Source organism: uncultured Phyllobacterium sp. (assembly GCF_902479695.1).
Lineage (GTDB): Bacteria > Pseudomonadota > Alphaproteobacteria > Rhizobiales > Rhizobiaceae > Phyllobacterium > Phyllobacterium calauticae.
In genome coordinates this window covers 15698-29997 of the sequence record NZ_CABSQF010000054.1, presented here as the reverse complement: position 1 = coordinate 29997, position 14300 = coordinate 15698, and the positions used below count along the sequence as shown (strand labels likewise).

Annotated in this window: 11 protein-coding genes and 1 pseudogene; 3 read left to right on the top strand and 9 right to left on the bottom strand. The window is 59.8% G+C overall.

Translation table 11 applies throughout. The features are described 5' to 3' along the window. The 3 genes and pseudogenes from RDL77_RS22020 to RDL77_RS22010 all read left to right on the top strand — a co-directional run. A pseudogene (locus RDL77_RS22020) lies at nt 1-290 on the top strand (hypothetical protein); the annotation flags it as partial. A gap of 175 nt (nt 291-465) precedes the next feature. Further along, on the top strand, nt 466-1302 hold the full coding sequence (locus RDL77_RS22015) for an oxidoreductase (RefSeq protein ID WP_288194715.1): 837 nt from the start codon (nt 466-468) through the stop codon (nt 1300-1302). Between the two features lie 422 nt (nt 1303-1724). Then, the gene (locus RDL77_RS22010) at nt 1725-1868 is read left to right on the top strand and encodes a hypothetical protein (RefSeq protein WP_163364476.1); all 144 of its coding nucleotides are present in this window, start codon (nt 1725-1727) and stop codon (nt 1866-1868) included. A 62-nt stretch (nt 1869-1930) separates the two neighbouring features. Here the strand turns inward: RDL77_RS22010 and RDL77_RS22005 are convergent, their stop codons facing one another. The 9 genes from RDL77_RS22005 to RDL77_RS21965 form a co-directional block, all read right to left on the bottom strand. Continuing rightward, on the bottom strand, nt 1931-3148 hold the full coding sequence (locus tag RDL77_RS22005; protein WP_223615925.1) for an adenylate/guanylate cyclase domain-containing protein: 1218 nt from the start codon (nt 3146-3148) through the stop codon (nt 1931-1933). A gap of 73 nt (nt 3149-3221) precedes the next feature. Further along, on the bottom strand, nt 3222-4406 hold the full coding sequence (locus tag RDL77_RS22000; RefSeq protein ID WP_288194714.1) for an SGNH/GDSL hydrolase family protein: 1185 nt from the start codon (nt 4404-4406) through the stop codon (nt 3222-3224). Then, a complete protein-coding gene (locus RDL77_RS21995) occupies nt 4403-5500 on the bottom strand; it encodes a glycoside hydrolase (protein WP_288194713.1) in 1098 nt (365 codons plus the stop codon). Before RDL77_RS21995 ends, RDL77_RS22000 begins: the two co-directional genes overlap by 4 nt. 62 nt (nt 5501-5562) lie before the next feature. Continuing rightward, nucleotides 5563-6738, bottom strand: coding sequence for a polysaccharide pyruvyl transferase family protein (locus RDL77_RS21990; RefSeq protein ID WP_223615922.1), 1176 nt, complete (start codon nt 6736-6738; stop codon nt 5563-5565). Nucleotides 6739-6784: 46 nt separating this feature from the next. After that, nucleotides 6785-7960 (bottom strand): polysaccharide pyruvyl transferase family protein, encoded by a 1176-nt coding sequence (locus tag RDL77_RS21985; protein ID WP_223615921.1) that lies wholly within the window; start codon nt 7958-7960, stop codon nt 6785-6787. A gap of 28 nt (nt 7961-7988) precedes the next feature. Further along, entirely contained in the window at nt 7989-10676 is a 2688-nt protein-coding gene (locus RDL77_RS21980) for a glycosyltransferase (protein WP_288194712.1), read from the bottom strand. Next, nucleotides 10666-12171, bottom strand: a complete 1506-nt coding sequence (locus RDL77_RS21975; RefSeq protein ID WP_223615919.1) for a DUF6212 domain-containing protein — start codon at nt 12169-12171, stop codon at nt 10666-10668. The genes RDL77_RS21980 and RDL77_RS21975 overlap by 11 nt, the downstream gene beginning before the upstream one ends. Nucleotides 12172-12435: 264 nt before the next feature. After that, entirely contained in the window at nt 12436-13656 is a 1221-nt protein-coding gene (locus RDL77_RS21970) for a glycosyltransferase family 4 protein (RefSeq protein ID WP_223615918.1), read from the bottom strand. 41 nt (nt 13657-13697) lie between these two features. Beyond that, on the bottom strand, nt 13698-14267 hold the full coding sequence (locus RDL77_RS21965; RefSeq protein WP_223615929.1) for a MarR family transcriptional regulator: 570 nt from the start codon (nt 14265-14267) through the stop codon (nt 13698-13700). Nucleotides 14268-14300 lie beyond the last annotated feature (33 nt).

Below are 14300 nucleotides of genomic sequence, written 5' to 3'. Positions count from 1 at the left end.
GTGTCACCCATGCGGCGGTGACCGAGAACAAGCGGCTTGGCGAGGTATTGTCGTTGATCAAGGCCCATCAGGACCCGCTCCCTGCACCGAAGGTGAAGACCAACAGCGAGGTCATCGCCTATCAAAAACGCGCACGCAAACCGTCGCGGCGCAACAGCTGGGTCGAGGAACGAAGGGAGCGCAGATTACGGGAGCAGGCTGCCACAGATCTATTCACTGTCGCCGGGCAGAGCTGCGATATCGAGGTCTCCGCCCTGCCCGGCGACACACCTCGGCATCTGTCAGGATGACATTTTAACTTTGCACAACAAGCGACATTTCAACCTTGCTGCCACAACGGCATCGCGAAATCCGGAGGATCAGGCAATCCATCCGGAGTTCCGGTCTACGTGCTTTCCGCCTTCCGTCCTATTTTCACGTCGTGGTCCCAAGGGGCCCTGTTTTAGCACGACAAGGAAATGCAGGATGAGCAAGACATGGTTTATCACCGGCGCTGGCCGGGGTATCGGCGCGGAAGTTGCCAAGGCTGCGCTGGCAGCCGGTGACAATGTGGTCGCGACCGGCCGCAATCGCAAGCAGGTGCAACAGGCGTTCGCGGGCGTCGAGGGGCAATTGCTGATCGTCGAGCTGGATGTAACGCAGCCCGAGCATGCGGATCAGGCGGTGGATGCTGCCGTCACCCATTTCGGCGGCATCGACGTTCTCGTCAACAATGCCGGCTACGGCCAGCTGGGTCAGTTCGAAGAAAATGGTGCCGACGACATCGAACGGCAGTTCGCCACCAATGTATTCGGCCTGTTGCACGTGACCCGTGCGGTTCTGCCTGTGATGCGCTGGCAGAGATCGGGCCGCATCTTCAATCTGTCCTCCATAGGCGGCATGGTCGGGTTTGCCGGTGCTTCCGTCTATTGTTCGACGAAGTTTGCGGTTGAAGGCTTCTCGGAATCGCTGGCCATGGAAGTGGCCCGCTTCGGCATCCATGTGACCATCGTCGAGCCTGGGTTCTTCCGCACGGATTTTCTCGACGAAAGTTCGGTTCGCTATGGCAATAAAAGCATTGAGGACTATGCCGAAGCCTCGCGTGAAACACGCACGACCTATGACGGGTACAGCTACAAGCAGGCGGGCGATCCGGCAAAGCTCGGGTCTGCATTGATTGAACTGGCCGCCTCGCAGGAGCCACCCCTGCGTTATGCCGCCGGTTCCGATGCGGTCAAAGGCATCGCGACGAAGCTGGATTCGGTTCACGCGGAAATCAACAAATGGCGATCCCTGTCGATTTCCACGGATGGTAATTTTTGAGCCGCTTTTCTGCCCAGAGATCAACACGATCTTCCCGGAGAAATAGGCAATCACCTCGGTGGATCGGTATACCGCCTCGACCTTCCGCCATGCGATATTCAGACTGGGAATAAACCCCCGTTATTCAAATAACTTAGGGTCAGAACCCATTAACATGATCGAAATGGCGTCTGAAACGGCAAAAAGATGCGAGGAGAGATGCGAAGGGCGGGGCCTTTCCCCCGACCGAGCGGGTCGACACTGCAGCTTGCAGCCGTTTCGGCGTCCAAAGGATATGGTCCATTTGCCCGGCTCCATCGTCGCAAAGACTCGACAATGAACCACATTGCCATCGCCTTCGCTCCTTGTAGCCGAACAAATGGCCTCATACCATTTCGACCAGATTAATGGGTTCTGACCCTAAAAAGAAAGGGATATTTGCAATGAACATCCAACTCCCCACCCTTTCACCGTATCTCAAACCGGGCTTTTCAACGCTGAAACTTCTTTCGCGCGTGCTGCATCCGATCAAGACCAAGAAGGATCGTGATATGGCGGAACTGGCAAAGCGATATTTAAACGGATAATCAGCGCCTTTTGACGCGCTTGTGAAAGCAGAGGAAACCCGCAATGCCCGGCATTGCGGGTTTCAACGTTTTTCGGCGGGGTCGAGGGTGAACAGTTCCTGCGCCCGCCCGACACCGCGCAAGGCGAAACGTCCGACGCAAACCAGTTTGGAGCGAAGTTCTTCCGGCAGGAATGCGGCGAAGCGGTCCGAGATCAGGACATCCTGATCGACGGACCGGCACATGGATGCGATGCGGCTGACTTCATTGACGGCCGGTCCAACGACGGTAAAATCCAGCCGCGTGTCGCTGCCGATATTGCCAAAGAACACCTCGCCCACATGCATGCCGAGATAGACATTGGTGATCGGCTGTTTCTCGGCGGCGCGCCGCTCATTGAGCACGATGAGCCGCTTGCGCAGAAGGGCTTGGGCTTTCAGCGCCGCGGCGCAGGCCGTCTGCGACCCGCCTTCGGTGAAGATGGCCAGAGTGCCGTCACCGATGAGCTTCAGCACATCGCCGCCCGCTTCCTGGATCGACGAGATGACCGCATCGGCATAGTCGTTCAGCATCGGGATTATGGCATCCGGTCCTGCCGCGTCGGAAATGCGCGTATAGTCGCGCAGGTCCGAATACCATAGAACCGCTTCGATCCGGTCGGCCGCGCCGCGATTGATGCGCCCGGCCAGCACGCGTTCGCCCGCATCGTGCCCGAGATAGACCTCGGCCACCGTCCGCACGATCCGCGCCAGCGAGGAGCATTTGATCGCAAGCGCCAGCCCCCGCACCAGACGTTTCAGGGTTGCAATGTCGCGGTCCTCGAAGCCGTCGGCGTGCGCCGTGGACCATTGCGAATAGAAACAGTCCATTTCGCCAATGCTGCCCTGCGTCGAAAAGCGGTGAACCAGCGCGAGATAATCGGTGAGCCCTTCGGCCTTGAGGTTTTCCAGATGCAGAAAGCCCGGTTCGTCCATTTCGCCGATGCGGCGGCGGAGCGAATCCTCGCCGGACTGCAGCAGGTGGTAGAATGTGGTCCGCTGCCAGCTTTCGGCGCCGGGGCCCTGGGTGCTCGAGCCATACTCGATCACCGGCTTTTCCACCTCCTCGCGCTGGCGCCAGTGGAACGCCCTGCCCTCGTAGATGGGATGCAGCGTATCGACAAAGGTCAAGGCGCGTTCGAGCGTGATGCCAAGGCCGCAGCACCGCACGCAGAAACCGTTCAGCAGTTCGGTTTCGCTGGCGCCGGCCAATCCTTGCGCGTCGAGCCATTCTTCAATCGCAACTATGTCGGCTTCCGTCATGATTCCTGCTCACTTGTCCGTCTGAACGGGTATCACGTCCGCGCCGTTTGACAAAGATGGCAGTGGCGGGAACTCAGGCGCCTGGCGCTGGTGCTTCCACTTTGGCCGCCGGTTGTACGGTGGTGGCAGAGCCATTGGCCGCGCTTCCGGCCTTCTCGATGGCGCAGACCCTCAGGTTGCCGGTGAAAAGAATGCCGCTGATCGGCAACGCCGGTTCGGCCGGGAATGTTTCATGCCTGATGCTGTCCTTCGGCACGTGCAGCTTGTGTTCACCGCCTTCGCCGCCACCCCCGAGGGTGAGCGCGAGGGATGGCTGGGTCTGCAGCAGTGTGACGCCATACAGGAATTCGAAGCTCAGCATCGACACCAGGAACTTGTAGGTGCCATCGCGCACACCGCCCTTGAGCAGGGCGGCGCGGTGCGTCTCCTCGCCCATGCGCACATCGAGCGGCGGAATGCGCGGCTCGCAGACATAGGCCATGGCCAGGAGCTGCCCCTTGTCCACTTCGAATTTCAAACGGTCGCGGCCAAGATCAAGGGCCGAGACGGAAAATCGCCGGTTGCTGTATTCGACCGGCAATCGTCCAAGCCGCTTGCCGAGCTGCACGCCATCGAGCGCGCGCGCGCCGGCAAAATGGTCGGGATCAATGGGCGGCTGCAGGGCAGCCGCCTTGTGCGGGCGCAGCAATGCCGGTTCCAGTTCATCGGCAATGAGGTTGGCGACAACGGTCGTTGCGACCGGCCGCGCATAGTGCCCCTGGTCGGAATAGAAACTGGGATGGCCGACGACATCGCGGCCCAGCCGCTGCATCAGCTGGCGCGAAACGTCGACGCAGATGGTGCCGTACCACTGCGAGATGTAGTTGATCCCGGCATCGATGGATGGCACGGCGCTGAGGAAGGAGCCGTTGCGGGCGCCGAAGACAAGGGTGGCGATGCGCAGGTTGGGGTTCTGCTCGAGGGCATAGCGGATGATCCCCTCATAGAATCGCGCCCAGTGGCGGAAAGGCCGCCGCTCGTCGCCATAGACAAAGGCATCATTGAGTGCGTACTCGATCAGCAGCAGATCGCAATCGGCAAGCTTGTCATAGGTCTTGAGCTGGTAGAGGCCGAAGGCGCTGGTCGTCCCGCCCACGGCCAGGTCGGCTGTAATGTCGAGGTCGATGCCGCGCCGGGCCATGGTCGCCAGAAGCGACGGCAGGTAGCCGGGCAGCATGACGGTATTGGAACCACCGATGACGACGGTTTTCAGTTTCATGGTGTCACCACTGCTGCCCGGCCCGCGGGAGAAAGTCCCCCGCAGCGCCAGACCCCATATCCCTTTGCATCCCAATCGAAGTAGTAGGCGGCCGCCACGCGGCCTGTTCCCATCAGTTCGGCAAAGCGGCTGCGTGCCGCCTCGACCAGCTGTTCCCGTGAGCCGTCATTGGCCGGGCATGTGGTTGCCGTGTTGGAAAAGCCCCATTCGGTGATCCAGCACGGTTTGCCGTCCGGCTCCGAGCGGCAGATGGACAGCGCCTGGCTGACATGCGCCGCGCGGGCTGCTGCCGTGCCGTTGCTGCCGGGGTAGATGTGGATCCCGTAGCCGTCCACGACCTTGTCCAGCCCATGCTTGCGCATGAGATTGGTAAAACTGGCGGGATCGATGCTGTCGATGCCGCGCCGGTCGGCGTCGGCGACCGGGATATCGGACAGCCCCGCTGAAATGACCTTGGCATGGGCGCTGAATTTCGTTGACTGGAGTTCCCTGCGGACCACAGCGGCAAGCTGGACGTACCGGGCTGCGCCCTGTTCGACGGCCGGCAGGTTATCGAGATCCGCCAGCGAGCGGGCGGTGCGGCTTTTGGCCTTTGCCTTCACTTCGAGATCGCCATTATAGGCGCCCCAGTTGATCTCGTTTCCGGCCTCCACGGCAACAAGCGGAATCTTGAGCGCATCGATCTTGCGCAGGGCATCGCCGACGACGGAACGGAACTGATCCGGCGAAATATCGGAAAGCCGGTACATGTCCCATATCCGGCCAAGGCCGGAACGGGGTTGCGTGCCCTCGGGATAGAAGGCCGGATTGTTGAGCGATATTTCCAGGAGGATGGCGAGGCCCTTGGCGTGGGCAACGCGGACGGCGTCAATGCTCTGGTCGATCGGTTTTGTCAGTGACAGGCGCACGGCCACGACGCCGTTCTTGACCATGAGATCAAGAAGTTTCTCCCGTTCGACGGGCGAAAGCCAGGCCAGATTGACCCGGTTGACACCAAAGCGGGTATCGCCCGCCGCATGTGCCGGTGTTACCGGCTGAACGCCGATAACAATCGCTGCCACGATACCGGCAGCGCCGGCGGCCAACTTACGCATGTGCACTTTCCAACCCATGGTTTCATGCCTCCTCATAAGGTGGACGCCGGGACAAGCACCGATCACCGGATTCCAATATCTTTCAACGCGGCGTTGAAATTGGCTTCGCAGGCGGAATAGCGGTGGATGGCGGCGGGAACGTCGATCTTCGACAGGAAGTCCTGCAGGAAGGCCTTCTTTTGCGGCTCGCGGTTCCAGACCGATGCCTCGATATGGGGGAAGCCGACAAAGTCGAGCATTTCGCGCATCCGGTCGTCGACGGCGATCATCAGCGCCGGAATGCCCGACTGCATGCCGATGATCGAACCATGGAACCGGCGGCCAAAGCAGAAATCCTGGCCGGAAACCCAGCTGCGCCACTTATGCGTGTCGAAGAATACGAGATAATCGCGCTTGCGCTGCCATTTCTCCGCATGCTTGTACTCGGTCGGCGCAGTGATGCGGCTGGCCGCCGGATCATAGGCTTCGGTGCCCTCGTCGCCCACCATGTTCATGTTGTAGACGATGACCTCGTCCTGGATGACATAGCTTGCCGTGCTGTCCTTGTGCAGGAGCGCATGGGCATCGACGATGGTGTCGGGAACGCTGCCGAGATAACCGCCAAAGGCGATCTTCTGCGATTCCGCCAGGCCCGGATCGGCGAGGCGGCTGAGCGAGCGCTTCATCTGGGCCGGATCGTAATAGAGGGAGGGGCAACCGGTCGGGCGCACATATTTCATGCCCTCGGCCTTCAGGAATTCCGCAGTGAAGTGCCCGCGGGTGAGGAAGAACGTTTCCTTCTTCTTCAAGACGTTGAGAAAGCGCTGCGTGCCTTCCGGCAGTTCGGCTTTCAGGTTTTCCTTCTTCTGGATGCCGATGCCCATGACGACGATCGGCATGTTGAGACGCTCGAACACATGGGATTCCGTCGCCGCTGCATAGCCGGGCCGAAGCAGGTTGGCCGATGCAAACAGGCACAGATCAAAGCTCTCGTTCAGCCGCGCATAGGTCTCGGGCGAATGGATGCTGTTGGCCAGATGCCAGAACGGAATATAGGTGACGTCGTGGCCGCGCACGCTGTTGGCCGCGCCTTCACCGATGAGATAATTGCCGGTATTGGCAATCCGCTTGACCTGGTCGATGACATCCTTCTTCGTCCGGATGTTCTCGAAATAGGGACGGTGCTTGACCGTTGCCCCGGAAACGCTGTCGACTGTCCGCATCAGATATGATGGGATGCCTGTGATCATTATTCGCATGTTCGTCCATCTTGGGTTGGAGCTTCCGGAGCACCGGATATGGGAGTTATCCGATGCCGATCTCGGTCAGGACCGAGCGGAAGCTGCGTTCACGGTCAGAGTATTTTTCGATGACCTGCGGGATGTTCATCTGCGCCAGATGGTCGGAGATGAAAGCCGAGCGGTCATTTGCAGAATTGAGGTCGTTGGCCTCGACTTTCGGCAATCCGGAAAAGTTCAGCATTTCGCGCATGCGGTCATCGACGGCCACGATCAGGCTTGGCACGCCGGATTGGAGCGCAATGATGTTGCCGTGAAAGCGCCGGCCGAAGGAGAAGTCCATCGAGGACGTCCAGGCGCGCCACTGGTTGGTGTCGAAAAATGTGTGAACCTTGATCTTCTTCTTCAGTTCGCCGGAGCCCTTGAACGTCAGGTCACCGATCATCTCGCCCGAGGTTGAATCGTACACGCGGCCATCCTCGTTGGGCTCGACTTGCATGTCGAAATGCAGGGGCTCGTCCTGGATGACGTAGGCCGACCGGCCGTCATCGGACGACAGCGCGTTCATGTCGCCGATCGTATCCAGCGCGGCACCCATATAGCCGGTGAACACGGTCCGCCCCTCGCCCACCTTCACATCAGGCAGACGGCGAATGGCCTTGCGCACATTGGCGGGCATGAAATACATCGACGGGCAGCCGACGGGCCGTACGAACGAGAAACCCTGATCCTTGAGATAGGAGGCGGTCTCGTCGCCGCGAGTGAGGAAATAGTGTTCCTTTTCCTTCAGCACCTGCAGCAGGCGCTGGGTGCCTTCGGGCAAGGACTCCTCGAGATCGGGGCGGTTCTGGATGCCGATGCCCAGCATGACCACGGGCATGTCGAGCTTGGACAAGACCTGCGCCTCCGCATCGGCCGACAGGCTTTTGCGCAGGAGATTGGCGCAGGTGAACACGCAGATATCAAACTGCTTGTTGATGGAATCGAGACCGGTGCCATTGTTGACGGCATTGTAGAGATGCCAGAACGGAATATGGGTGGCATCCGGGGACAATGCGCGCAAGGCGCCCTCCCCGATCAGGTAATTGCCTGTGTTGCTGATGTTCTTGAGTTCGCGCAGGTAAGCATCCTTGCTTTCCGGCTGCGGTTGTTTCTCCGAGTAAAAGACCCGGGCGTCTTCAGCGCGCTGGATAAGGCGTGTCAGGTGGCCTGGGATGCCTGTAAGGAGAATTCTGGGGCTCATGGGGGTCACAAAACCTTTCTGGTGATCGTCACGCGACAGCACGGCCGGAAAGCACGGCGGTGGCATCGAATTCTGGGATGATTTCCGGCCCATCCGCATTCCGTTCGAGAGGAAGAGCCGGTTCGATGGTGTTGCTCCAGTGAATGAAGCTGGCAAAGGATGAGGTCCAGGAACGCTCGGCAGCCGTGGCAAGCGCGCCTTCCGCCGTGCGGGCCAGCGCCGTGCGGTCCTGGGCGAGAATGGTCAGCAGTCGGGCGATGTCCGATACGATCTGCGCATCATTGCCATTCTTGATCAGGATGCCGTCCTGGCCGTGGATGATCAGCTCATCGACCGCACCGACGGCAGTCGCCACCGGGACGCAACCAAGCTGCTGCGCTTCGGCAATCATCAGGGGCGCGCCTTCCCAGCGCGACGGCATCAGCAGCACGTCGGCCCAGGCGAGTTGGGCGGCGATATCCTTGCCGCTGAAAACCGGCGGTGAAACGCGGACACCGGCGTCCTTGAGGCGCGCCATCCATGACGAACTCGGATCGTCGGAGAGAATCTCGCCGCCAATGGCCTGGGCTTCGAAGGCGATGCCGCGCTCGCGCAGTTTGATGATGGCATCGTGCAAGCGGTCAATGCCCTTCTGGCGGTCCAGCCGACCCATGTAGAGGATGCGCAGCGGTTCAGCCGGCTGCGGCGTCTTGCGGGCACCGGTGACCTGGGCGCGCAGCTTTGCATCGATGGAAAAGCTGGCGGCGTTCGGGACGGCGAAGATTTTCTCGAACGGCACGCCAAAGCTGTGCAGGTAGGTTTTCAGCTGCTCGGAACAGGTGAGAAACGCGTCATAGGCATGCTCGAATGCAATGGCGGCATAGGGCTGCCCGGCGCGGCGGCGGAAGACCGTCTCATCCACCACATGGAGATAGCAGGCGGTGCGCGTGCCTTCCGCGCGGAGTTTGCCCATCAGCGGATGGGCGGCCATCACGTGGTTGTTGACGATCAGGTCGAAGCCGGAGAGCTGTCCGCGCAGCGCTTCCCAGTCGAGCGGATGATCTTCGGTGATGAAATCCTGCCCGAGGAAACGATTGGTGTCACCCCAGGCCGGTATGCCGTCCTTCCAGAAATGGATGTAGTCGAAGGCCTGGTCGAACTCGTCGAGCACGTCCATGCGGCTTGAACCGAGCACGAACAGGTGGGTTTCAAACCCCTCCTGTTTCAATTCGCGGCCGGCGGCATAGGCGACCTTCTCGGCACCGCCGAACGAGGCATTGGGAACCAGCACCGCCGCCGTCTTTTTTCCGGCGGTATTGTGGGCGAGCGGCAGGACCGGCGATCCGCCGAGTTCCTTCCTTAAGACCTGATACATGTCCGACAGGGCCGGCAGGCGGCGCGGACGCCACGTCCAGCGTGTGGATGCCGTCTGCTTGAGCGGGCTGGTTGCAATGGCTGTTACAAGGTTGAGCAATGCCTGTTCCGGCCGTGCCAGCGAGCGGCGCTGCCGTGCCTTGGGGAACGGAAAGCGGATTTTCAGGCGCGATGATGTCGGCCACAGCTGCTGGCTGCCGATGGACGAAAACCAGTCGAGTGCATCGTTGTCGATGACGTTCTGGATAAGCTTGGTCGAAACGAAGATCAGGTCGGCCGGGCCCTGATGCGTGCCGGACGGCATGATCTCGGATTCGATGCGCCGCTCCGAATCCACATTGCCGAACTCGACGAAGACGATATTGGATTTTTCCGCCAGACGCTCGAGATGGCAGAGGATGTTGGGAAACAGCCGCGACCGGTTCAACAGCTTCAAGGTTTCGTTGCTGCATGCGGCGACAAAGGGCGGGAAATGGAAATTGTCGGGTTCGCCGACGCTGCCCCAATAGGCGCGGATCGCGTCGTCAAAGCCGATCTCACCGGGTGTGCGGGTGGGATCGGTGAAGGTGCTGAGCGTCCCCTCGCCTGTCCGGATCAGCGCGTAGCGGGGACATTCCTCGTGTTCGAAACCGACCAGGGTCGGTCGGCGGAACAGGGCCTTGTGCCGTTTGCGCAGGAAGTTGATCGATGACGACCGGTCGCGGTTGGCTTCCTTGAAGCGGCTTTCCGCACGCAGACGGTATTCGAAGCCAGTGTCATGGCACGGCTGCCCGGTAAAGCCGGCCTCAATCGCCGACAACCAGAATTCCCAGTCCTCGAAACCATTCTGGCGGTCTTCATCGAAGCGCACGCCGCTGTTGAAGACGTCGATCGAAATCATCGATCCCGTGTCGCAGATATTGTCCGTGATGCAGTGGATCAGCCGCGAATAGCTGTCGCCGTAATGGGCGCGCCAGTTCACCGAGAATGTATCGATATTCGTGTAAATCCACCCTGCCTTGCCGGAGGAAAGGCGGCGGTAAAGTGTATCCACAGTATAGGGCTGAACGCGATTGTCGGCATCCAGAAAATATACTGCCTTTGCTTCGGGTAATTCTTCCAGAATATATTCAATCGCCCGATTGCGCGCGCCGCCCGGCCCGGCATTCGTGCCGAAGATCACGTGTATGGACGGATGGGCTGCCGCATAGAGCGCCAACTGATCGAACACTTCATGGCGCGGGTCGCCGTCGACGGAGACAACGATGGCGACGCGGAATTTCGTTATCGATGCCAGTGCCGATTCAAGCGCTTCGGGAACGAGGGCCGCATGACCGTAAAGCGGCATGGCGATGGCGATCAGGTCCTGCGATTTATCGGGCATTGGCCATCTCCTGGGCCGGGCGCGCCTCGATATGCTTGACAAGCCTGAAGTTGAACACCTTGAGCCAGGAGAAATCGACCGAACCGGTGGTCGCCTTGCTAAGAATGACAAGATCCATGGCGCGGGTGGTCGCCGCGTCCAGCATGAAATTGATATCCACGGGCTGTGCCGCGGTGATGTCGGTCCAGCCGCTGAACAGCGCTGTCGGCCGCTTTTCCGTGGCGCGGCCCAATGCACCGATCTCGCCCTTGATATCCGCCGACAGGTTTGTCAGCAGGAAGCCGACCGCGCCGGGCTGGCCCTCGGGATGATCGATGATCGCGCGTGCCGAGATGCGAACCGTCCCCGGCGATATGACGCGGCGGATCGCACCGGCCGTTATGCCTTCGTTCAGGGGATGGCAGACAATGGCGTCTTCGTGTTCCAGAAAGCGCACCGTGGGGAAATCGGGCTCGACGGTATTGACGGAAACATTGGCGACGCTGCGCAGCATTTCCACCGGAAGCCGGTAATCTTCGACGCGCCGCCCGGCGATCAGCGATGTCGGCACGAAAACGTTGCTGAGGGAGGTCGGGCGCACCCCCGGCAGGCCGGTAAAGACGCGGAAAGCCAATGGGCGCATGTCAAGATCGGCATGCGGTATGCGTGCCCTGGCCGCATAGCGTTCGTTGGTGATGGCGTTGCCGAGGGAAAGCTCCGGCGGCACGCCGCCAGTTGCGGAGACCCGCAGCCGCAGCGTGCGATGGCCGCCGTCGCAGGCCTTGGGCAGGGAGAAGAAATTCCAGTCCGCAGCCACGCTGGCATAGGGAACCAGCCATTCCGCGATGCCTTCGCCATTCTCAACGTAGTCAAGCGTGACAATCAGCTGTCCGGACCGACCCGTGGGCAGGCCGCGAAAATGCAGGGCAAAGCCGGAGACCGCATAGCTCGATACCGGGAAGAGCTGTTCGATTTCCGATTCCCGCAGAAGGTTGGCAAAGCCTTCATCCTTCGGGTCGATGCATGGCGTGTGGCCGAAAATCTCGGTGACGGAATCCCAGTTCCTGGCGTGGAAGGCATTTTCGATGGCGCGGTAGTTCTCGAAGAGCGTCTCCCGTTCGCGCCGCAGCATGACAAGCTCGCCGTGTACCTTGGTCACGTGGCTGGTGAGGCGATCCAGCCCGCATTCAAGCACCTGCGCGACAAGCGCGGCCTGTGTAGCAACCGTCGATGCATCCAGCCGGACAATCGGCACTTCGGGAACGGTCCTGAACCGGTAGATGCGCTTCAAGGCGTTCTGCAGCTCCGCCGCGCCGGTATCCGAAACGGCCACGCCGATCAGCGGAAAGGCATTCAGCAGCCGGAGATGATCCGCGTCCGGTTCCACGAAAACAATGAAATCGGCCAGGGGCGAAGCTTCGAGCAGCGCCTGATCATGGCTGGAAGCGATGGCGTAGCGGCTTCGGCGAGGTTGTCGATGAACGGCTGCGGGCAGTGATGTGTTCAAAATAGACATCCCGTATCTTTGGCAGTGTAGTTGGTCGATTGTGCAGATGCGAACTGCGTCTCCCGTTAAGAGAAAATATCAACCGAGTAATGTCAACAGAATATCTTCGCGGTCTATAGTAAAATGTAATACAGATATAAGTTGTAATTGTTTCAAAAATCGAAATATTTTAGTTATACTTTCAATCGCGTGGCAAAACCCCAGCGTTTCCTGCAGGTTCTGCGGGTGTGCGTTCACAGTGTGGGCGGTATGGGAGGGTGAAGACAGCGCCGTTCAGGCAGCTCGCAAGACCGCGTCGATCAGAGATTTTTGCCGCACAAGACAATCGGTCAGCCGGAAACGGTGCTCGATTGTGCGGCGTGCTGCCGCACGCAGCGGCATGAAATCGTTCGGCCCGGCAAGCACGCGCAAAATGGTGTCGGCGAGCGCGTCCGTATCATAGAAGGGAACGAGCAAGCCATTCTGGCCGGACCGGATGATTTCCTGAACGGGCCTGGTGTCCGAACCGATCACCAGCGCGCCGCATGCCATGGCCTCGATGACGGACCAGGACAGAACGAAGGGATAGGTCAGGTAGATATGCGCCGTCGAGATCTGATAGAGCTGGCGCAGGAGATCGTGCGAAATCGCGCCCGGAAACAAAATCCTGTCGGGCGGCAAATCATACTTGGAAAGCAGTGCGTCTTTCCACGAGCCGCCTCCGGGCGGCGGCGTGCCATAACTCACCCCGTCGCCGCCGACAAAGACGAACAGGGCGTCGGCATTTTTCCGGATGACCTTTGCCGCCGCTTCCAGCGCCTGTGGGAAGCCGCGATAGGGCTCGAGGTCGCGGGCAACAAAGGTGATGACAGGCGGATCGCCTGCCCTGAGAATGCGGCCATCGGGCAGTTTCAGCGCTGCGTGCGCATCGGGACGGAAAATCCGTGTATCGACGCCTTCGTGGCAGACGGCAATGCGTTTCTGCGCGGCGGCGGGATACAGGCTCTTCTGCCAGAACGTCGGGCTGATGCCGCCATTCATTGCCTCAAGGGAAATCAGCTGCGCAATGTTGCGCAGCCTTAATCTTTTGCGGGTTTCGGCATCCGGATTGTCATCCGGCGCAAATCCGACATCGGCGCCTTCGGCCCGATAGAAGAATTCGCAATAGCCGAGGGCCGGAACTTGCGGCAGGACATCCTTGACGAACATCATGCTGCCCCAGCCGATATGACCGATGACAATGTCGGGGCGTTCGCCCTGGCGAGTCATGGAATCGAGTGTTTCGGCAACGCGGTGCCCGATCCGCACGTGGTGATCGGGAATGCCGAGATACCTGGCCATCTGGCTGTCCGCCCGAGGGCCAGGTTCCATCCTGTGTCTGATCACGCGGACCGATGGGAGGCGCCGGTCCACTGTTTCACAGATAAGGCTGACATCATGCCCGCTTGCCGCAAGATGTTCGGCCAGGGCAGCAAATTGACCCAGGCCGCGCCTGTGAACGAAAGCCACATGCATGTCAGTCCTTTCCAGACATCAGAACACGAATTGACAGGGGCTCAGATGCCGTAACGCGCGGCATTGCCCCAAACCAGTTCGAGCCTGTGCAATGTCTGGAATGCGATTTCCAGATTGCGAAGATCGTCATCATCCCGGGCGAGTACGCGGTTGTAAGCTCCGCCTGCATTGCGCAGATTGGCGCAAAGCTGTTCGCCCTTGTCGGTCAAGCGGATCCTTGCGGACCGCTTGTCGCGCTGGGAGGCAACCCTGTCGATGTATCCCCCATCGGCGAGCTGCTTCAGATAGTAGGAGATATTGGAGCCGATATAGTGACCCCGGTCCAAGAGCTCCCCAACAGAAAGTTCGACGTCGCCAATCGCCAGGAGAACCATCGCCTGGGCTGGGCCAACGTCTTCGATCCCCAACTTCGTCAGTTCAGTCCTCAGCAGACTGGCGAACCGACGATTTACTCTCTCAATCATTCTGGCCAGCTCGAAGTGTGTCACCACAACGGTATGAACTGGATGTCTATGTCCCTGTTTTTCCGCTGTAATTTCAGGAAAATCGGCGGCATCATAACCGTCAATAGATGTTTCGACTTCCACTCCTTCGTGTAGAAGTTTTTGTATCATCTTTGTCTCCATCATCAATTTTACTTCAAA